General features: G+C 25.7%; 31 protein-coding genes. 1 reads left to right on the top strand and 30 read right to left on the bottom strand.

What is annotated here, in order from left to right:
• Positions 1-86 precede the first annotated feature (86 nt).
• The 30 genes from CA_RS06210 to CA_RS06065 form a co-directional block, all read right to left on the bottom strand.
• Positions 87-521 carry a hypothetical protein gene (locus tag CA_RS06210; RefSeq protein ID WP_010964486.1) on the bottom strand — a complete coding sequence of 145 codons (435 nt, stop codon included), beginning with the start codon at positions 519-521 and terminating at the stop codon, positions 87-89.
• A 20-nt stretch (positions 522-541) separates the two neighbouring features.
• Complete coding sequence (locus CA_RS06205) at positions 542-1411, bottom strand: integrase (RefSeq protein ID WP_010964485.1); 870 nt, start codon at positions 1409-1411, stop codon at positions 542-544.
• Positions 1395-1943: a hypothetical protein gene (locus tag CA_RS06200; protein ID WP_010964484.1), complete on the bottom strand. Its 549-nt coding sequence runs from the start codon at positions 1941-1943 to the stop codon at positions 1395-1397. Before CA_RS06200 ends, CA_RS06205 begins: the two co-directional genes overlap by 17 nt.
• 76 nt (positions 1944-2019) lie before the next feature.
• A complete protein-coding gene (locus CA_RS06195; RefSeq protein WP_010964483.1) occupies positions 2020-2919 on the bottom strand; it encodes a tyrosine recombinase XerC in 900 nt (299 codons plus the stop codon).
• Positions 2916-3068 (bottom strand): hypothetical protein, encoded by a 153-nt coding sequence (locus CA_RS06190; RefSeq protein ID WP_158306564.1) that lies wholly within the window; start codon positions 3066-3068, stop codon positions 2916-2918. The genes CA_RS06195 and CA_RS06190 overlap by 4 nt, the downstream gene beginning before the upstream one ends.
• The gene (locus CA_RS06185; protein ID WP_242663047.1) at positions 3069-3356 is read right to left on the bottom strand and encodes a hypothetical protein; all 288 of its coding nucleotides are present in this window, start codon (positions 3354-3356) and stop codon (positions 3069-3071) included.
• On the bottom strand, positions 3340-4398 hold the full coding sequence (locus CA_RS06180) for a DUF262 domain-containing protein (RefSeq protein ID WP_010964481.1): 1059 nt from the start codon (positions 4396-4398) through the stop codon (positions 3340-3342). The genes CA_RS06185 and CA_RS06180 overlap by 17 nt, the downstream gene beginning before the upstream one ends.
• 281 nt (positions 4399-4679) lie before the next feature.
• Entirely contained in the window at positions 4680-5204 is a 525-nt protein-coding gene (locus CA_RS06175) for a hypothetical protein (protein ID WP_014518898.1), read from the bottom strand.
• A gap of 49 nt (positions 5205-5253) precedes the next feature.
• On the bottom strand, positions 5254-5484 hold the full coding sequence (locus CA_RS06170) for a hypothetical protein (RefSeq protein WP_010964479.1): 231 nt from the start codon (positions 5482-5484) through the stop codon (positions 5254-5256).
• A 108-nt stretch (positions 5485-5592) separates the two neighbouring features.
• Entirely contained in the window at positions 5593-5841 is a 249-nt protein-coding gene (locus CA_RS06165; protein WP_010964478.1) for a hypothetical protein, read from the bottom strand.
• Between the two features lie 31 nt (positions 5842-5872).
• Complete coding sequence (locus CA_RS06160; protein ID WP_010964477.1) at positions 5873-6058, bottom strand: hypothetical protein; 186 nt, start codon at positions 6056-6058, stop codon at positions 5873-5875.
• A gap of 88 nt (positions 6059-6146) precedes the next feature.
• On the bottom strand, positions 6147-6506 hold the full coding sequence (locus CA_RS06155) for a hypothetical protein (protein ID WP_010964476.1): 360 nt from the start codon (positions 6504-6506) through the stop codon (positions 6147-6149).
• Between the two features lie 20 nt (positions 6507-6526).
• Complete coding sequence (locus CA_RS06150; protein WP_010964475.1) at positions 6527-6847, bottom strand: hypothetical protein; 321 nt, start codon at positions 6845-6847, stop codon at positions 6527-6529.
• On the bottom strand, positions 6844-7716 hold the full coding sequence (locus CA_RS06145) for a ParM/StbA family protein (protein ID WP_010964474.1): 873 nt from the start codon (positions 7714-7716) through the stop codon (positions 6844-6846). The genes CA_RS06150 and CA_RS06145 overlap by 4 nt, the downstream gene beginning before the upstream one ends.
• 85 nt (positions 7717-7801) lie before the next feature.
• Positions 7802-8125, bottom strand: a complete 324-nt coding sequence (locus CA_RS06140; protein WP_010964473.1) for a hypothetical protein — start codon at positions 8123-8125, stop codon at positions 7802-7804.
• A gap of 70 nt (positions 8126-8195) precedes the next feature.
• The gene (locus tag CA_RS06135) at positions 8196-9011 is read right to left on the bottom strand and encodes a hypothetical protein (RefSeq protein ID WP_010964472.1); all 816 of its coding nucleotides are present in this window, start codon (positions 9009-9011) and stop codon (positions 8196-8198) included.
• 48 nt (positions 9012-9059) lie between these two features.
• Positions 9060-9266, bottom strand: a complete 207-nt coding sequence (locus CA_RS06130) for a hypothetical protein (protein WP_010964471.1) — start codon at positions 9264-9266, stop codon at positions 9060-9062.
• The gene (locus tag CA_RS06125; RefSeq protein WP_010964470.1) at positions 9267-9464 is read right to left on the bottom strand and encodes a hypothetical protein; all 198 of its coding nucleotides are present in this window, start codon (positions 9462-9464) and stop codon (positions 9267-9269) included.
• 264 nt (positions 9465-9728) lie between these two features.
• Positions 9729-9989: a hypothetical protein gene (locus CA_RS06120; RefSeq protein WP_010964469.1), complete on the bottom strand. Its 261-nt coding sequence runs from the start codon at positions 9987-9989 to the stop codon at positions 9729-9731.
• A 2-nt stretch (positions 9990-9991) separates the two neighbouring features.
• Positions 9992-11107 (bottom strand): hypothetical protein, encoded by a 1116-nt coding sequence (locus CA_RS06115; RefSeq protein WP_010964468.1) that lies wholly within the window; start codon positions 11105-11107, stop codon positions 9992-9994.
• Between the two features lie 47 nt (positions 11108-11154).
• Entirely contained in the window at positions 11155-11589 is a 435-nt protein-coding gene (locus tag CA_RS06110) for a hypothetical protein (protein ID WP_010964467.1), read from the bottom strand.
• 32 nt (positions 11590-11621) lie between these two features.
• Positions 11622-11882, bottom strand: a complete 261-nt coding sequence (locus CA_RS06105) for a hypothetical protein (protein ID WP_242663046.1) — start codon at positions 11880-11882, stop codon at positions 11622-11624.
• 47 nt (positions 11883-11929) lie between these two features.
• A complete protein-coding gene (locus tag CA_RS06100; RefSeq protein ID WP_010964465.1) occupies positions 11930-12163 on the bottom strand; it encodes a hypothetical protein in 234 nt (77 codons plus the stop codon).
• 29 nt (positions 12164-12192) lie between these two features.
• Positions 12193-12465: a hypothetical protein gene (locus CA_RS06095; protein ID WP_010964464.1), complete on the bottom strand. Its 273-nt coding sequence runs from the start codon at positions 12463-12465 to the stop codon at positions 12193-12195.
• A gap of 84 nt (positions 12466-12549) precedes the next feature.
• Positions 12550-12846, bottom strand: coding sequence for a hypothetical protein (locus CA_RS06090; protein WP_010964463.1), 297 nt, complete (start codon positions 12844-12846; stop codon positions 12550-12552).
• A gap of 46 nt (positions 12847-12892) precedes the next feature.
• Positions 12893-13696, bottom strand: a complete 804-nt coding sequence (locus CA_RS06085; RefSeq protein ID WP_010964462.1) for a DUF4121 family protein — start codon at positions 13694-13696, stop codon at positions 12893-12895.
• A gap of 31 nt (positions 13697-13727) precedes the next feature.
• Positions 13728-14222, bottom strand: a complete 495-nt coding sequence (locus tag CA_RS06080; protein WP_010964461.1) for a hypothetical protein — start codon at positions 14220-14222, stop codon at positions 13728-13730.
• Positions 14223-14282: 60 nt separating this feature from the next.
• The gene (locus CA_RS06075) at positions 14283-14699 is read right to left on the bottom strand and encodes a DUF7659 family protein (protein ID WP_010964460.1); all 417 of its coding nucleotides are present in this window, start codon (positions 14697-14699) and stop codon (positions 14283-14285) included.
• A 53-nt stretch (positions 14700-14752) separates the two neighbouring features.
• Entirely contained in the window at positions 14753-15061 is a 309-nt protein-coding gene (locus CA_RS06070; RefSeq protein ID WP_010964459.1) for a hypothetical protein, read from the bottom strand.
• 287 nt (positions 15062-15348) lie between these two features.
• Positions 15349-15504 carry a hypothetical protein gene (locus tag CA_RS06065; protein WP_013913541.1) on the bottom strand — a complete coding sequence of 52 codons (156 nt, stop codon included), beginning with the start codon at positions 15502-15504 and terminating at the stop codon, positions 15349-15351.
• A gap of 2081 nt (positions 15505-17585) precedes the next feature.
• On the opposite strand from CA_RS06065, the gene CA_RS06055 reads away from it, so the two are divergent.
• A complete protein-coding gene (locus tag CA_RS06055; protein WP_013913540.1) occupies positions 17586-18467 on the top strand; it encodes a hypothetical protein in 882 nt (293 codons plus the stop codon).
• Positions 18468-18713: the final 246 nt, after the last annotated feature.

Raw genomic sequence — 18713 nt, 5'->3', positions numbered from 1 at the left:
TTTTTTAATGCATTTTATAAAAATAAAATTCATTTAACATAAATTTTATTTTTATAAAATTGTAAAATACTAATCGCCATAAGTGATTAAAATAAAGCGGATACCTCTCTATTCGTTGTAAATGTATATAAATAACACTTATTTATTATCTCTTTATTAGGGATAATACCCATTTCTATTTTTCTTTCATAATAATCATATCTCTTTTTTTCATCTTCTGTAAAAACAGCCATTTTTGCTAATTCCAAAATTTCTTCTATTGCACTTTTACAAAATTCAATGTCTTTTGAATCTTGTAAATTAACATTTATGGGATTGCTTATCTTTTCATTCTGCTTTTCCCCATACTGATATATTCCTACTTGCCAATCCCATTCGTTTATATAAAGAACAACATACCCATAAGAGATAGGTATCATATAAAACCTATCTCCATCTATATTCTCTCCTTTAGATAAGATATACTCTTTAACCTTTTTAAATAAGTCTAATTTTGCCTTTGCTTTAGTTTCATTTTTCATTTTATTATCCCCCTCTATAACTACTTTAATTTTGTTAACCATTTAATAGAGTCTGCTGTTGCATAGCCATAAGCAGCAGCAACAACTTCAATAGATACTCCCTTTTTTAGTAGAAATAACATCTTTGACATTCTAACAATTCTTAAATCTACTTTCTCTAAGTTTATGTTTATTTTCCTAAATTCGTCTTTATATTCCTGCTTAGTTTTAGAAAAAATATTTCTTATTCCTTTCACTTTACCATCAGTACGACATCCTATTAATAGTGCCTTTATAACATAAGGACATTCTTTATAATCTATTGTATATACTCTCCCATCCTTCCCCATCTTCTCCTTTCCCTTTTCATTCTCTATATTATGAAGATCTTTTATAATATCTTTATCTTCTATAATATATTCTTTATTTTTTGTTTTTAATAAAGCTTTTTTATTCAAAAAAGAAATATCTTGCATTTTTAAATTTTGTATTTCATCAGGTTTCAATCCCTCCCAAGATAATTCAATAACTAATCTATCCCTTATACATTGCACAACACCACACATATCTTTATATTGTTTATATGAAATTAAAGTTTCCTTAACTTCATCCTTTTTTACATATCTTGATAAATCTGTAACAGGAAAATTTCCTATAGTTATATTTTCTTCGTATGCAACATAAGCAGCAAACTGTCTGAGAACTAATAAAACTGAATTAACTCCTCTAGGTGTTGATGGTCTTACAATATCCATTAACATTCCTACTTCTTTTCCATTCTTTTGTTCCCACTCCATCAAACCTTTTCCCGTTTTTTCTTCTACTTCTATAATAGTCTTTAGAATTCTTTTGGAAGCTTTTGGGTAAAATTGCGTAAATAAATTATAATAGTATTTACTCGTGTTCTTCATCTTTACTTACTCCTTTCTTAATGATGTAAAAGGACTTAGGAATAATACCCAATTCCTCTATAACAATAGCCTTTTTGTACTTTTTAACAGCTCCTGATGATGTCATATAGCGCACAAAAAGTTCATCAATTTCCTCATCTTCAACTACCACTAACTCTTTATTAACTGTAATAGAAAGAAGCCCTTTTAATCTATTGTTATCTTCAGCAGCCTTTTGTAATGCATTCTTTAAGCTTTGTATATCTTCATCCTTTTTTTGATTTGATCTTTTAAGTTTACTTAATTCTATCTTTAAAACATCCGCATTTGTATCGTTATCAACCTTATTTTTATTTTTTAAATCCTCTTTAAATAAAATATTCTTAAATTCTTCTTGATCCTTTTCTGTTTCAAGAATACTATAGTCTCCCTCTAGCATTTTTTCTATCTCTTTTGAAATAGATATGGGAGATAATAAAAATCTCTTCTTTAGAAATGCGGAAATTTCTAGTTCTTTACCTTTCAAAATTTGATTATCTATATTTAAATTCATTTTTTTCACCTCACAAAATCAATTATAGCAATTCGTATGAAAAAAGTCAATATACTAATTGCTATAAATTAAAAATTCAAAATATCTTATTAAGAGGATTGGCTTCTACTGCATTTTTTAATTGCTCTTTAGAAACATCTGTGTATATTCTGGTTGTAGAAACATCTTCGTGTCCTAATAATTCTTGTAACTGAAATAAATCTACTTCTCCACTTTGATATAATAGAGTTGCAAACGTATGTCTTAATATATGTACTAAAACATCATTGTCACCTTTAATTCCTGCATTGTACATGGCATTTCTGATAGCATTTTGAACAGTTCCTCGTGCTATTCTACCATTTCTTTCTGATAAAAATAGAGCTTTTGTCTTTAAATTTTTTGGTCTTTGTTTAATATATAATTTAACAATCTTTTTTGCCTGATCTGTTAAATAAACTACTCTTTCTTTATTTTCTTTACCTATAATTCTTATTTCTTCTTCTAATATATTATCTACATTTAGGGATATGAGTTCTGATAATCTCATACCTGTTGATAAAAATATTATTATAATACACTTATCTCGAATAGTATTTCTGCTATTAACACTATTTATCAACCTTTTGCATTCTTCTATACTTAATGATTTTGGCAATCTTTTAGGAATCTTAGGTAAATCTCTTTTGTCTATCTTATCAAAAGGGTTATCTAATACAATTTTTTCTTGATCTAAATATTGAAAGAATAACTTTAAACTAATAATTTTTCTTCTAATTGTTGTTGCTGCTCTCCCATTTTTTATTAAGTAGTTAATGAATTTTTTTATCTCCCTATAATCTATATTAACAAAATCCTCATCTTTTGTTATCTGCCTTTTTTTGTTTTTCATATATCTAAACCATACTTTTAAATCATTTAAATATTGTTTTCTAGTTCCTTCAGACTTAACTAAAAGATTTTTTTCATACATTTCAAGTCTTTCTTCTACCTTCATTTTCTTTTTCGCACCTCCAACTCTTTATTTAAATTATTCTTTTCTTTAATCCATACTATAGAAGAAAAAACGTCTCTTAAAAATCTTATTACCTCTATTACAATCTCTAGTAGTATTTTTATTATTCCGAAAAACAAAAATACTCCCATTTAAGCACACCTTACTTTCAGTGGAAGAAAGAATCTGTTATCATGCGATTCGATTTCTTTAAATAAGAACTTCAAATTTTTATGTTTACCATGGTGATGCATACCCACCCCTTGGCGTGTATTTTCATGATATAATACAATTCCTTCCTTCATCACCTGATTTCTTTTAATATACCACGTATCTAATTTACTTTTTATCCTAATAAAATTCCCTATAAAATCATATTTAAAATTATATATTCTACATAAATTTTCTATTTCCTTTTCTTTATTATTCAATACTGTCACCTTCTTTAAAAATCTCTTCTATTTTTTTGTTGATTTCTTCATCTTGATTAGAAAAATACTCGTTATAGTCTTTTTTAAGTTCCTCTAATCTAATCTTGATAGATTCTGATCTTGCCGAACCTGAACCAGCAGCAGAATTATATTTTTCACTTATAGAAGCTCTTCTTTTTCCACTGTAAAATTTTAATAACCAACTTGCTAGTTCTTCTATAGTTTTATCTGATTTAATTACTATAGGTATTATTGTAAGTAAATGCGTTCTTGTAAGAATTCTTTTAGCTATCTTTTTATGTTCTTTATCTTCTGTATTTATTGCTTTCCATATATCTAATATTTTACTATATGCTTTTTTTATCTCTTCTTTTTGTTGTTCTGTAAATTCTACATCTTGCATAAGCGGTCTTATTTTTTTAGTTTCAAAACTAGGGTTTTCTGTATATAACATTGCATACGTCTTTATTACAATATCTTCATTTGTATATTTATTTACCTGCTTTAATGTTAGAGCATTTTTAAATATTTCATGATTACCTAATTCCCTTATTGCATCAAAACTTTTGGCTTTAACTCTTGTTAATTCTATTGCTGATAAAGCTTTTCCATTGTTTAATCTATAAAACATTTCACTTACTTGATCATCTGATAAATCCAAAAAGAAATATACTGTTAAAGAGTAATCTTTTACTCTATCTTGTAATTCCTCTGGTAATTCCTCAAAACTCATTCCATTTACATCAATTGATTCTCCATCTTCTAACTCAACTTCTTCTATTCCATCAAGTTTAAACTTTCCTTCTATAAATTCCTTAATTGCATGACAACGCTGTTTTCCATCCAACATATCATATGTTTTATCTTCATTTCTTGCTGCATAAAAAGCTGGAATAGGATAATTCTGAAACATTGAATCTATAAGCAATATCTTTTTATCAGTTTTCCAACATAAACCACGTTGTACTGAATTGTCAAATCCAAGAGTACCCTTGTCCATCATTTTTGCAATCTGTTTAGCAGTCCATTGTATATTTGATTTTTTTAACATTATTAGAACCCCATTTCTTTTATTATATTTTTGTATATGAAAAAGCTAGTAATTGATTCCACTAACTCTTGCTTAAAGATAAAATTTTTCTATACTTTTTACTTCAATTTAAAGTAAACCTTCTATTTAGTAATCTAATGGCTTTATAGCTATTTCCAATTTGTTCTCTACTGGTTGGATTGATAAAATTGTCCTTTCAAGGTATTCACACTCTTTATCATTCACTTTCATTTTTACCTTAAATTATCCACTTAAAACTCTCATTGATGAACCATGTACTTTTAATGATTTATTAATGAGAGTTCTTTTTCTAATTCATTTTGTCTTTTTTCTAAATTAGAAATTTTCTTTTTCATTTCTGATTCTATTCTCTTTGATAATCTTCTTTCTATTTCAACCTTCACTTCGTTCCAATTTTCTATAGCATAAATTACATATTTCATATAATTCCTATAAAGAAGATCTGTCTTAAATGGTTCTTGTTTCTTAATAGTAAAAAAATATGTTTCTGTTCTTGGTTCAATACGTTTACCATCACAATTAATATGCTTCCAAGAAATCACACAAATATATTCATCTCTAATTTCAAAACCTAGCGTTTCATCTCCACATTTATACAATGAAATTCCTGTATCAATAAAACATGAATATTTTTTCAAGGAATATAAATCATCAAACATCTTATTCCAACCTATATTTCTTTTTTCTGTAATCTCATTTTTTAATTGTACTTGCTCTAATTCTATTTTTCTTAATGTTTTATCAAGTTCTTTTCTTATTTCATATAATCTTTCTAATTTATTCATTTTCACACAACTCCCTATAATTTATTTTTCAATTTTTTCTTTAACAATCTCATTTAATTTGTAATGTTCTTTTAATTTTCTTATATTCATTGTTTGTTTTGAAAGCTATACGTGGAGTTTTCCCCGTATAATAATCTATTTCCACTACACTACTTATTAAATAGCCTTTACTTTCTTGTTTCGCTAAATATTCAAATAGCTCTTTTTTGATTTCTGCTTCTACAATTTCCACCCTTGTATAATATTGTATCCTATATAATTTATTCTCTATTTTTCTCAACCTTTCAACATCTCCATTCAATAGACTATAAAGTAATTTCATTAAAGTTATTAACTAATGATAATTCATCAATTAATATATTACATGAATCATTATGACATAATCTAATTAGTCTATAGTGTCCATTTCTATTACTTTTTTGTTAGTTAAGTATATTGCTTTTTCATCTTGCTTATCTTGATATAAAAAATAAATTTTATCTTTCAAAAATTCTTTTGCTATTTTTTTAAGTTTTACATTATATTTATTATCCTTTGTTATCGCTTTAAATCTACCGTTTCTCAATGGGCAATCACCACAATTTTTATCATAATTCATTATACATACAGTATCTAGTAATATTTTCAATTCATTCATCCTTAACAACTCTCTTTCATAATCTTATTTTTTATTTAAATAACTTTGATGAGTCAAAATATACTTCTTCGCTATTATTATTTCTTACTGCTGACCAATAAAAAGCACTTCTACAAATTCCGCTTAAATATGTTTTTCTTCCTAATACTTCTAAAGCTTTCTTTGTGAGATTTTTTATCATCCATTTTATATACTGTCTTTGATGTTGCTTCTTCAATTTGTATCAAGTCTTCTTCTTTATACCCCATCCTGTTATTGTTTTTTTATCTTCACTTGTTAATTTCATTTTCTACCTCCTAAAATACCTATAAAAGGGTGATTTTATAATTTTCCAATATCCATTTTTTAACTTCATCTAAAGAACCTAAAAGTTTTCTTTTAGAAAAAGTTTCTTGTTCTGAAAGAATTTCTGCTATAATTTGATTGCTACTTTCTTTATATTCTGCATACAAGTCCTCTAAACTTTTGTAATAAGTATTTACAGCGTTTTCAAGTTCCTCTTTCGTATAATTATTTAAGTCTATTGAATGATAGCTAATAGCATATATTTCATTTATTTCAGCTATATTTATTATTTTAAAAATACCTTTAGACACTTCCTTCACAAACTGAAAATCATCAGTTTGTATCCATTCTTTTCTAGCATCTTCTATTTCTTCAATCATCAAATAACCTCCTTTCTGTACTATATAAACCCTTTAAGTTGATTTAATTCATTTTTACGTCTTTTATCATCTTTATGCACCTTATTAGTATTAACTGGTTCAATTATTTTTTTCTTTTTCGTATCCATATCACACCTATTATCATCTTGTTGCACCTCAACGGTACTGCTTTTAATTTGACTTATATTATCGTTCTGCACCGAAAGGCAACCATTTATAGCTAAACGATATAATATTTCTTTAATGGTATCTTGCGCTCTATAAGATTGAGAAAGATAATCTAAAATTTTTTTATCTTTTTCCTTATCTTCATTTAATGTAATATATATTCTCTTACTCATTCTTCTTCACTCTGCCATATTATTTCTGCTGCTCCTGCTGCACCATTCGTATTACTATTTAATGGATCATTGTGTAATTTTGAATTATTTAATGGTAACTTTTCTATTTGTTCTTTTAACATTAAAGCAGTTCCTCCTGTCCAAATCACTTTATATGTTTTTAAGTTAACATAAGCCTTTACTTCATTAAGCACTTCTGTTAAAAAATCCTCGTATTCAATATCACTTATTTCTATTGTCCCATTCTCAACCAGCCTTGGAATGTCCTCTTCTGTGTAGTCTTCACCTTTTGAATTTTCTCTAGTCTTAACCTTTGTATAAAAATCAAAGCTACCCAATTTAATTGTATGCAATAGTTGAATAGCCCCATCTTGTAATACACATATGTTTATTGTTCTGCTGCCTAAGTCTATTATGCAAAGACTACTTTCTTTATCCTCTTCTGATAAGCTAAAATAAGTAGCATAACCCTCTGGGAGAACTATTGTATCATTAATAAGAACTTTTCTCTTTTCTCCGTTGAACTGAAAATTGAACTCTTTTTCTTTTAAATTTTCAATCATCTTTTCCTTATTTTTCATTTGAACTATTGGTAAAAGAGTTACTAAATTAGTTTCTATATTGTCATAATTATTTGCCCTACAAATCGCATAAAGCAATTGTGGCAAATAATTTCTTGCCACCTTGTTAAATTCTTTATTTAATTCGCCAACACCTAGATATGTAATCTTACTTTCTCCTTGCATTTGTATTCTTTCAAACCCTTCTGGGTATGGTTGATAATCGGTAATTTTACTACTAAAATTACCCTGATTGCTTCCTGATTTATATTTGATATTAAAGTTTCCTAAATCAACTACAGTTATCACTTTACATTACCTCTTTCTTTATGTTTAACGTATTATACGTTACTTAATTTTTTTGTAAAAAAATAAGAGACTATATAATAATCTCTTATCGTTTATTCCAATTTTCAAGCATCAATTCCAATTTTGCCTTATGCAGCTTTTCTTCAAAACTCATATTTTTTTCTTTTTCTTTGTCCTCTTCTTCCCTAATCTCACATACTCCTTCTAAGCAGCTTAACCTTGCTGCAACTTCTATTGGCGATTTTTTTAAAAAATCCAACTTTTTAATAAGGTCTCTAAAGTCTTTACTAAAAGTCATTTGCTGTTCAATACCATACAATGTTTCTCCTAAGTCGCTTAATAATTTCTTTTGTTCATGAATTAAATGTTTTTTCATTTCTTCATCAAATTTATTTATATGATCTTTCATAGTATACACTCCCCATACAAAATACTATTTAATAACATTATAATACACTTAGAAACATATATAAATATATTTATCTTGCTTTTGAAAGAATTAAGTTTTCTATATTTATAAAATATTTTTTCTTACCATATTGAAGATAGTCTAAATCTTCAAGTTCTTTATCTTGTCTTAATCTAGGATTAAAATCATAAAAATCATTTATAGTAAATCTCTTACTTGAAAAATCCAATATTCCTCTCAATGAAACATTATAATTTGATTTATACTCAACTTTACCTATATCTTTTAAATATATCTTTATTGATTTTTTTCCTCGCAACCATTTGCCTAATTCTAATAATTCTACAAATGTTTTATTACCTTTTCCATGCTTTACTTGTTCTAAAGCTAATAAAATCAATAATTCTATCTTACTATAAAAAACATACTTCCAATCATCTTCTGTAGATAATTCTTTTGTTAAAACATTAAATTCTATAGTCTTATTATTAAATTGAAATTTAATAATACCATCAATTATATTACCAAAATCCCAATTGTTTACACAATGTTTTTCCTCTTCAAAGTTATATGTGAATCTATAAAAATTTCGAAAAAAATACTCATCATAAAAATTAATTTTGTTTATATTATTGTCAAGAAAAACTTTTAATACTTGTTTCTTTTTTTCTTCTAGCTTAGTAGCTATAATTTTTGATATATCTACTAAGTCCCTTTCTCTATAATCATCTGATTTACACGAACTTACATAATCCATATAAATTTTATTTGGCTGAGATTTGATAATAAAACCAAATAAAGAATAGTCTTTTCTATTATGACTACAACTATTCTCTAACAACAAAACTATTTCTTTTCCTTCTACTTTTAAAAGCTTTTTATCCATAATTTTATCCTTCTTTCTATTTAAATACTAACTGTTAATAGTAGACTTCTAATCTTCTAAATTAATTTCACATATACTTTCTACCCACTTAACAATGGTATCACCAAAGCCGATAAGACCATTCCACGCAGTAACTTCATTTAGGACTCTTGACTTACTCCATTCCATAATGATATTGTCTTTTGAGGTATCATTCTTTTCTAAACCTAATCTTTGCCTGCAATCTTCCATTATATCTTGTGAATACTTTTCCATTTATAATAACCCCTTTCTTATCTCCATGGTATCTTCAAGTTGTGATAACCTACTTAATGACTCCCTGAGTTTCTTTAATAAACTATCTTTTTTATCTTTTGATATTTTACCCTGCTTAAATGCGGCATTAACGACTATAAAATTTTTATTTATATATCCTTCTACCTCTAATTTTTCCTTTTTAATATCCTGTAACATAATTATTCTTCCTCCTTAAGCTCATCTGCAAATGCTTGAATCTCAACACCATTTGATAACCTAACATTATACATTTTTCCTACCTCTTTTTTATCATATAAACTTTTATTAAGTTCATTTAATATTTTACACCCCGCCCATTATATTCTATTAAATCCGTCTGAGTTGTGTTAAACCTAATTTTATAATTTTCTTCTCTTGTCATTTTATCTTCTCTCCTTATTATAAAAAATTACTTTTATTTGCTTTTTTATAATAATTGTTTTAATCCCAATCCTCAAAAATTTCTTCTTTACTCAATAACCCATTTAGATACAATCCACCTAAACATAATTCCATGTCTTGCTCATTACAATCACAAGTTCTGTTGTTATGTTTATCAATATATTCCTGTAATAATTGTTCTTTTTCAACCTCACTCATTTTTAACACTCTCCTATTTTTGTTTTCCCTATCTTCTAGCAGCACTTTAAACAGAATATGATCATAAATAATCCCTAAACCCATAAGCGCCACGAATAACATTATTAGCCCTCCTGTTCTTTTAACTCATCAACTTTATATAAAGGCGATAAGCCATAAGAATTAATACTATTATTTATCTGTTTCTTTATTTCTTCTAAATGACTTTTTAAATTTTTTAGTTCCCCTTTTAACTTTTTTCTTGTTTTTTCACTGCCAATTAAAAGCACACCTGTTTTACCTTCCGTAATAGAATAAACACCTCCACACTTTTCTATAAATAAATCTAAGCCTTGCCATTTTAAATATTCACCTTTAGAAAGCTTAAAGCTTGTCTTATTAATATCTTGCTTATCTCTCACAAGCTTATAATAAGAGCGCATATCTTTGTTATGCTGCTGTCTCTTTTTATATTCTTGTATGCCTTTGTAGTCTTTACTGCTTACGTTATTTAAAATCGTATACGTGCCTTTATCTGTTAGCGGTAACTTAATGCCAGTAAGACAATAAAAAACCTTTTTACTTGTTTTATTACCATTCCATAAAACACGTTTTAAAGCTTCTTTACATTTTGGGTTATCTATATTAAGCGTTAATATTATTAGCTTTTTAAGATAGCTTTCATTGTAGCTGTTCGACTCATTTAAAAACATATCCTTTGCAAGTTCTAATTTCCCATTATCTTTAAAATTTAAAATTTGATTATCCAACCAACTTTTAAACTGATTTTCTTTATTTTTATTCTTTTCTAATACTTGCTGTTCTTTCAGTTTCTTCTCCTTTTCTTCTTGCTGTTCTTTTATCTTCTCTTCCTGTTCCTGCTTTAAATAAATTTTAATATCTTCTATAGTTTTAAAGTTTTTCTTAAGATATAAGGCAAATTTATATAACGTCTTTGTGGTTTTTATATAGCCCTCATTATTTCCAATACCATAAATATTTTTAGGCTTTGTAAGTGTTCCATCCCTCTTATAATGTTGTTCATTTTCGTTGATATAAGTAGCGTAACCACATTGAAACATACGATAAATGATAAAATCTTTGCCCTTCAAGATATAACTATTGTCTTTTATGTGCATACGATATAATGTGTTTAAAGCACTTTCAACCTTACATTTTTGAAAAGGCTTTAAGCTTTTAGTAAACCCTAAGTTACTATTGTTTAACTCTAAAAAATCCATTATTACTCCTCTTTTCTATTGTTTATTAAACTCCATTGTTGTTACATCTAATATTCTTCATTGTCTTCTATGTAATTTGGTGCATAATTAGTATATAAAACTACATCAAAAAGGTTGTCGTATACTTGAACATCTGCAACCTCTTCTCTTGAGCATAATATGTTTTCAATTTCTTCTATACTCTTCTTATCTAATTTACAATTAAACTTTTCCTCTAATTGTTGATTTTCAATTGTATATTGAAAACCACTCATACTGGAATCGCTTTCTTCTTGAACACATTCTATTATATATTTCGAAATTTTTTCATTAAGTGTTCTAGGAAGCCATGCTTCAACAACACTTATAATTTCATCATTTACTAAATGACTATTTATTCTTTGTTTCCATGCATAAAGTTGTAGTCCATTTAAAACATCTTTATTCCTATTTTCACTATCTTTGTATTTATATATAACTGTATACAATTTATTTAGTACCATTTTGTTATTCCCTCTTTTCTTTATACTAATTGTTATAAGCTATTTATTTTATCTTTCTTATACCTATCTAAATCAAATCCTTTAAAATTAAACGAAAACCCGCAAAATATTTCTTTATAGGAATAGTTTATATAATGCCTCTTGAAAAATTTAATTAATCGTGTTGGATCAAGTATAGTAATATCTTGACCTTTTAAAAAATCATATACACTTTTTTTAAAATTATAAGAATACATATCTAAACCATAACGTATTTCATTTTCAACCTCATTTTCTAATAGCAATATATTCACCTCTAATTTGCATATATTATGTTTACTTTGAAACTTCAATTATATTTTCATATAAGTTCTTCTATTGCTTTTAATTGAGTTTTATAAAATTGTTTTTCTTGTTTATCCAGTTCTTCTTCAAGTGATATTCTATGTATAATTAATTTTAAGACTTCTATAGCTTCATCTATGTTATTATCAAGTTCATATAACAACGTATCTAAAGAACTATTACTATCATTTTTCATCATCATATCAATAACATTTTTATACACTATATTTTTTATTATATATTTATTCATTTCATTACTCCTATCTTTTATTTATCTCTTTAGTCTTCCAAATTAAAGCTACTTCTTAATATATTTAGCGCATTTATAGTAATTAATCTATCTTGTTTAAAACTGGATTTCTTATAGTCTTGGCTTATCTTATTTTTATATCCTTTACCTAGGTTATTTAATAAATCACAACAACTATAATCTTTTCTTACGCCTATAGCCTTATATTCACTTCCATTAATTTTTTTATACTCTTCTATAGCTTCCTTAATATTTAAATTTTCTACTACTTTGTTTGCAGTAAATACATAAAATTTATACATAACAATACTTCCTTTCTTATAAACTCTATAAGACACATACACTTAATTATGTGCCTTAACAATTTATAAAATCGTTCTTTTATTCTAATGTGTAGATAAGTATACTAAAAAGCTTCTTCTTCTATCTTTTAACCATTTTATGAGTTTTTCACAAGTACCTTTCTTTACTAAATAATAAGTTTTTGTATCATGCTCATATTTGTATTCCTTTATTTTGCCGTTTTTATAATTCACCCTTATTAAAGCATTATGTATATATATTTCTTCCACTTTATCATAATCGAGCACTTCATCAAGTTTAAAAGTATACTCGAATTCCTCTCTTTTAAATTCCCAATACTCCGAATCTATTACTACCCATATAATTAAATCATCTTTCATTTTTATATTCTCCTTTACTAAAGAATTTTCTATATATTGTATTTTTCTATTGGATACTTAAGGGTATATACGTAACCATCTTTTTATTTTTATCGTCATACACCCTTTTACATTCTCTTAATCCATATTTTAAATTCCCATTACAATACAACGTATCTTTTATACCTTCAATTTTTTCGTACTCTTCTTTAGTTTCACAATAAACTTTTTCACTTTTATAAATCCACACTGTAAAACATTTATCATTAAACTTACTCTTTTCTATGTTTCCTTTATATGCTTGAATCCATGCTGAAAAGATTTCATCATTCTTCCAAGCTCCATATCTACTAGTATATTTGTAATCATCTTCTGGATTAATTGTTATATAAATTTTGTCATAATATTCTGTTGTGTATTTTAAATTTGGAATTTCTTCATATTTCCATACGTTTACTATTGCTTTAAAAGTTATGGCACCATTTCCGCAGCCGCCACAATGTCCCCAATCACGAAAAGATTTTTCCCGTTCACCTATTAATTTTAATTTTGTTGGGATATAAGCCCAAGCGCCACCACTTGTTGAGGTGTTTATCTCATTAAAAGCAGAACAAAGAAATGGTACATATGGTTCTTCACATATGTATATTTTTTTATCTTTGACATATATATTTTCAATATGTGCATTTTTATAGTAGTCTCCATTTTTTGTTGTGTACTCCACTATATCACCAACTTGTGGAAAATTTTTATTTCTACTTCCTTCAATCTTCTTTACCCAACTGTTAGCTTTTTCCACGTCAGATTCATTTAATGTATGTTCATAATCATATGACTTATTTAGCTCCCTTAATTTTTCTAAAGTATACATTTTTATTCCTTCTTCCTTTTTTAAGATTTTATTAGTAACTTTCAACATGAGTAAATGACTTATTTATTACTTCTTCAATTTCTTGCTTATGATGAAAAACATACTCATTAACAATTTTCATATTTTTACTTGTTACCATACTTTCAGGGTCAAAAGATTCACAAGCTATATAAAAAGTACTTTCATCTTTACATTGATTTATAAATGCCATTTTTAAGGCTTTAGGAGCTTTGCTATTTTCTTTTATAAATGTTTCGTATTCCCACAAACTCATGTTCATTGGTGTTAATTCATTTCTTATAATGTCCAATTCAAATATTTCTAAAGGTTGTTTTATTAAGCATTCCAGTGTATATTCTTCTCTTAAATAACTTGGTAAGCATGAATTTATAAAGATTTTTTCTATTTCTGGAATGTCTTTTAAATTATCGCTTTCAAATTCCCATATGCTAAATAATATTTTTACACCCTTTTTCTCTATTTTAAAATATCTTCTATTACCTTCTTTAGCTAACTTTTTTATCATAATTTTATCCTTCTTTCTATTCAAATACTAACTGATATAAGACGTTTAATTTGATTCGTCCTATTCCATTATTTTTTTTATTGCTAAATCTAAAGCATTTAATAACCTTTTATCATTTTGTACTTCTTCATATGTCAAACTTAAACTATCTAGCGTGTCTCCTAATTCATATGTGATACTATATTCATGATTTCCTAATTCATAATAGAACATATCAAAAATAAAGGTATCATTTTTCATAGCTTCCTTTATTTCCTTATCATGACGATTAAGCATTTTTTTAAGTTTGGCTGAATCCGTTCTCTTATAAAAACCCCCAGTATTTCCAAACTTATAAATTTTGTTTGTTTCTGATGGTTCAAGTCCTAATTTTTTCATACCTTCTTTGAATTGTTCTTTAGAAAAGGCAAAGAACATTGGAAAATTATTAACCTCTTTTTGATGTTTTCTTTTCATTTCTATGTATTTATTATTCATTTTTAAAACTCCTTTATTATATTTTATTTTTAATGCTAATTGTCATAAGTGGACTATTCTAATACTCTAAACTCTAATTCTATTTTTCCATCATAAACATAAGCTTTATATGTTGCCATACTAAAAGTTATTTTTAAATAATCTTCTGTACCCATTCCATTGTTAAAATATTTAACCTTGAACCCAAATTTATCACGTCTTAATATTTTAACTTCTGTAATGCTTTTTGTTAATACATCTTCCATTATTCTTTTAATTTCTTTTTTAATAAATTCTCTTTGTTCTTTTTTTGTCATCTTATTATTATCTTCCGCCTTATCATATGTCTTTACAAAATTAAATAATTCTTTAAAAGTATTCATAATAATAACCTCCATTTTTATTTTAATAATATATGTATATATTTATACCCCTTAAGATCATCTTTTTTACAAAAAAGCAATTGCGGAATACGGGGGATTTTGTATCCCACAATTTAAGTTGTTTTAATTTTGAGTTTTTATAAACTCTATGAAGTATATAAAATTAATTATATACTTCAATACAATTTATAAACGTTCTTCTCTATCTCATTATTTTTGCTGATTTTAGATACTATATAAAAATACCCAAAATAAAAAGAATAGATTTTAAATCTATTCTTAAGAATTTATAAAGCTTTTAACTTATTAAATTTACTCTCATGTTCGTTTACTTTTTCATCAATAGCATCTAATTTCTTATCAATATTATCTAGCTTCTCTACAATATTTTCATACATACCTTGTAGTAAACTTAGAAGTTTGTTATATTGTTCATTTTCCATTTTTAACACCCTCTTTACTTATGTATTATATCATAAAATATAAATATCTTTTATATTCTAATTTAAAAATACACCTGTTAATATATTCTTAAATTAGAATATAAGACTATAAAAATGCACACACTTACAGCATGATTTTACAAATATAATATCAATTACTTTAAACTTATTTTTATTTACACAATAAAATATAAGGTAATATATAATTATTTAGATGTCATTTTTATAATCTTATAATAGTGTATTAGTTTAATTTTAAAAATATTTTTCATTCTAGTAATTAAAGAACATGGATATATAAGGACTATATATATTCTTTTATGAATTGTTTTGTCATAGTTTTTTAAAATTAAAAATATAGAAAATAACATTTTAACAATTGAAAATTTACAAACAACGATAGAATAAGTAATTGAACCAATAGAGTTATAAAACGGTCGTTGTAATAAATCGTGCATTCCTTTCACCCTTCCAACCTATTTTCCAAGGTGTTTTCTTATGCTAGTGTTATACACTTTTAAATATCTATGACCATTATCAAATAATAATCGCCACGATATAGCATAGTATAAGTAGCCTATATGAAGCATAGTAATATACTTATTTTTCAAAGTGCGTTATGACCTGATGAAATAATCGAGCCTTACAATTTAATTAGTCCGTAATTTGATGTAAATAATTGTATGCTACCATTGTATTACTGTATAGAATTAACTATTATTTTATGTTATTGTTATATGCTTACTGTTGTAAGTCGTTTAAGTTGTTTCCCTCAAGCACATGTATATAATACAATATATATTTATTTAATTCAATGTGTATTTTAGGTCGAATACTTATTGTGCTAACTGTTATAAGTCATTAATTTAAATTAGCTATGTATACCTGCCTTTTTCGTTTGTTTACTAAGTCGCCTATAAAAGCTATTTATAAATTATAAGTAATACTGCTATATACTCATATAAGGCTATTTAACACGTGTTTATATTTGATATAGAATTGTACTACTATAGTATTAAAAATCAATTATAGACGTTTTAAGCTGAATATATAGTCATAATCTATTTATATATCAATAGTATATTAACCTATAGTATATATTATAGTGTATATCATTAGATATAAGATTATCATTAAATTTAAGAACCTATACAATATATAGTACTAATATGTATGTATTATTCAGCCATAAAAAATACTATAGTTTTTTTATTCCACTATTAATAAAAACAAGTAAACATTATTTTTTTGAAAAAGTAATCAAACAAAAAAATATATTAACTAATAACAAATATTAGTTCATAAAGATTCAACTATAGCTATTTTCTGACTACAACACCCTTTTTTTACAAGAAATTACTTTACATTAGATTAAATATGTATTTAATTCAATGTTTTTCACTCAAACCCTCTACGCTAAGAATATCAATGTGTTTTAAGAATTATTTATTGTCATGATCGTAGGAAAATAAAGCTATTTGCTGCAAGAATTACTACATAGGGGGGTACTTTACGTTTCAACGGGTTTCGGGTTTTCAAAATTTCCCCACCCCTAGTCTCTTCTCTTACTCAGTTAAAATTTAATATTATATACAGTAATTAAAACGGGAAAAAACTCTAAATCCTTTTACATACTTAATTTTTTATATACTTTTCTAACTTTTTTGTTTTTTTAATACCCTTTCACCGTAAATTCTAATCCCTCATACCGTAATTTTCCACCGTAATATTTTTGCTAATTTATTTGCTTAATCCAAAAAATCACGCTTTAACCCTTGATACTATTTTGTTTCACCGTAATTTAATTTTAATATATTCATTGAAAAAACATTTCCTAATAGCTTGCTATATCTAACTTCCTCCGTAATTCAAATTAATGATATTAATTTTGATATCTTAAATCTTTTAAATTGTATTTATTTGACTTGTAACACTTAGTATGATAACATGATAGAAAAAATAAAGGAGATGATTATACGAATATATCTAATTTATATGAAGGTCAACAACTAAAATCTTATAAAGCCCTTTGTAATACTATAGATGAAAAAATAAAGAGTGGTTGTAGTAAAAAAGCTCAATTGAAGCAATTAGAATCTCTATGTTCTTATCATAAAGATGGGAACTCTTTTATTATTGATAAAATTTATTGTCATAAAAAAAGTCTATCTGATAATAGACACAATGGTAATAATTCTGTTTATAATGATAAACTACAATTGTTAATAACTTGTTTACTTGCTGGAACTGATGATGGAACTTTGCTGATTCCTATTAGTAAGCTGTTACAACAACTTAAAATGATAAATAAAGATTATATATATTTTAAAAATGCAAAAAAAGAATTATCAAAAGAAATGAAAATAAATCAAGCATATATCGAAGATTTTTATAAATATAGTTATCAAATGCTAAAAAATGCTTTAAATAAATCTTTAGAATCTTTAGAAAAACGTAAACTTATCTTCTACTCTAAAGAAATACTTATATGTTATCTTGATGAAAACAATACATGTAAATATAGGTTAGCAACTGATATTGAAATTAAAGAAATATTAAGTGCAGAAAAAAACACTTTAGAAGAAATGAATTGTAAATCTGTTTTAGATGTATTCTTAAAAAAACAAATAGGAATATTTAATTTAAAAGTAATAAATAAGCTAAAATTCGATCTTGAAAATACAGAATACTATTTTTCTATATACAAAATAATTAGTAATAAACATCATATAATACAAGCCTTAGAAGAAGATAAACGAGAAGAAGTTGAGAAAAGTCTAAATTTAATAATTCAAGAAAGAATAGAAAAAAACACTAAGGTTAGACGTAACAAGATTTTAAAACAGAGAAATAATGAATGGGGAACTCAAATTTTGCCCATCTACCAAGAAATAAAAGAATCTGAAGAGTATATTGAAAATACTATAAAGTTAATACAAAAGCTTATAAAGCTTAATAAATAATAAAGAATATGAATTTTATTAATTATCTTAAATAATTAACTTTTATTCTTTTTTCTTTGAACCATCTCTTTGTATTTCCAGCAAAGCTGATAAATCCAAAGACCTTCGCCAAAGAAAAAGAACCAAAAAAGAAAGCTCCTTATATTGTTTTCTTTTATATTAAATAAAAGTTGGCTATTTAAAGATACCTATAATAAATAAATATATATTATATAAATATAGATATTTTTAAATAGCCAACTTTTA

Origin of the sequence: Clostridium acetobutylicum ATCC 824 (genome assembly GCF_000008765.1) — a bacterium.
Taxonomy (GTDB): Bacteria; Bacillota; Clostridia; order Clostridiales; family Clostridiaceae; genus Clostridium_S; species Clostridium_S acetobutylicum.
This window is presented reverse-complemented; position numbering and strand designations above follow the sequence as displayed.

What these genes read in the sequence shown, in the direction of transcription:
- CA_RS06210 (WP_010964486.1), bottom strand. Translation starts at nt 521, where the DNA reads ATGAAAAATGAAACTAAAGCAAAGGCAAAATTAGACTTATTTAAAAAG.
- CA_RS06205 (WP_010964485.1), bottom strand. Translation starts at nt 1,411, where the DNA reads ATGAAGAACACGAGTAAATACTATTATAATTTATTTACGCAATTTTAC.
- CA_RS06200 (WP_010964484.1), bottom strand. Translation starts at nt 1,943, where the DNA reads ATGAATTTAAATATAGATAATCAAATTTTGAAAGGTAAAGAACTAGAA.
- CA_RS06195 (WP_010964483.1), bottom strand. Translation starts at nt 2,919, where the DNA reads ATGAAGGTAGAAGAAAGACTTGAAATGTATGAAAAAAATCTTTTAGTT.
- CA_RS06190 (WP_158306564.1), bottom strand. Translation starts at nt 3,068, where the DNA reads ATGGGAGTATTTTTGTTTTTCGGAATAATAAAAATACTACTAGAGATT.
- CA_RS06180 (WP_010964481.1), bottom strand. Translation starts at nt 4,398, where the DNA reads ATGTTAAAAAAATCAAATATACAATGGACTGCTAAACAGATTGCAAAA.
- CA_RS06175 (WP_014518898.1), bottom strand. Translation starts at nt 5,204, where the DNA reads ATGAATAAATTAGAAAGATTATATGAAATAAGAAAAGAACTTGATAAA.
- CA_RS06165 (WP_010964478.1), bottom strand. Translation starts at nt 5,841, where the DNA reads ATGAATGAATTGAAAATATTACTAGATACTGTATGTATAATGAATTAT.
- CA_RS06155 (WP_010964476.1), bottom strand. Translation starts at nt 6,506, where the DNA reads ATGATTGAAGAAATAGAAGATGCTAGAAAAGAATGGATACAAACTGAT.
- CA_RS06150 (WP_010964475.1), bottom strand. Translation starts at nt 6,847, where the DNA reads ATGAGTAAGAGAATATATATTACATTAAATGAAGATAAGGAAAAAGAT.
- CA_RS06140 (WP_010964473.1), bottom strand. Translation starts at nt 8,125, where the DNA reads ATGAAAGATCATATAAATAAATTTGATGAAGAAATGAAAAAACATTTA.
- CA_RS06135 (WP_010964472.1), bottom strand. Translation starts at nt 9,011, where the DNA reads ATGGATAAAAAGCTTTTAAAAGTAGAAGGAAAAGAAATAGTTTTGTTG.
- CA_RS06130 (WP_010964471.1), bottom strand. Translation starts at nt 9,266, where the DNA reads ATGGAAAAGTATTCACAAGATATAATGGAAGATTGCAGGCAAAGATTA.
- CA_RS06125 (WP_010964470.1), bottom strand. Translation starts at nt 9,464, where the DNA reads ATGTTACAGGATATTAAAAAGGAAAAATTAGAGGTAGAAGGATATATA.
- CA_RS06120 (WP_010964469.1), bottom strand. Translation starts at nt 9,989, where the DNA reads ATGTTATTCGTGGCGCTTATGGGTTTAGGGATTATTTATGATCATATT.
- CA_RS06115 (WP_010964468.1), bottom strand. Translation starts at nt 11,107, where the DNA reads ATGGATTTTTTAGAGTTAAACAATAGTAACTTAGGGTTTACTAAAAGC.
- CA_RS06110 (WP_010964467.1), bottom strand. Translation starts at nt 11,589, where the DNA reads ATGGTACTAAATAAATTGTATACAGTTATATATAAATACAAAGATAGT.
- CA_RS06100 (WP_010964465.1), bottom strand. Translation starts at nt 12,163, where the DNA reads ATGAATAAATATATAATAAAAAATATAGTGTATAAAAATGTTATTGAT.
- CA_RS06095 (WP_010964464.1), bottom strand. Translation starts at nt 12,465, where the DNA reads ATGTATAAATTTTATGTATTTACTGCAAACAAAGTAGTAGAAAATTTA.
- CA_RS06090 (WP_010964463.1), bottom strand. Translation starts at nt 12,846, where the DNA reads ATGAAAGATGATTTAATTATATGGGTAGTAATAGATTCGGAGTATTGG.
- CA_RS06085 (WP_010964462.1), bottom strand. Translation starts at nt 13,696, where the DNA reads ATGTATACTTTAGAAAAATTAAGGGAGCTAAATAAGTCATATGATTAT.
- CA_RS06080 (WP_010964461.1), bottom strand. Translation starts at nt 14,222, where the DNA reads ATGATAAAAAAGTTAGCTAAAGAAGGTAATAGAAGATATTTTAAAATA.
- CA_RS06075 (WP_010964460.1), bottom strand. Translation starts at nt 14,699, where the DNA reads ATGAATAATAAATACATAGAAATGAAAAGAAAACATCAAAAAGAGGTT.
- CA_RS06070 (WP_010964459.1), bottom strand. Translation starts at nt 15,061, where the DNA reads ATGAATACTTTTAAAGAATTATTTAATTTTGTAAAGACATATGATAAG.
- CA_RS06065 (WP_013913541.1), bottom strand. Translation starts at nt 15,504, where the DNA reads ATGGAAAATGAACAATATAACAAACTTCTAAGTTTACTACAAGGTATG.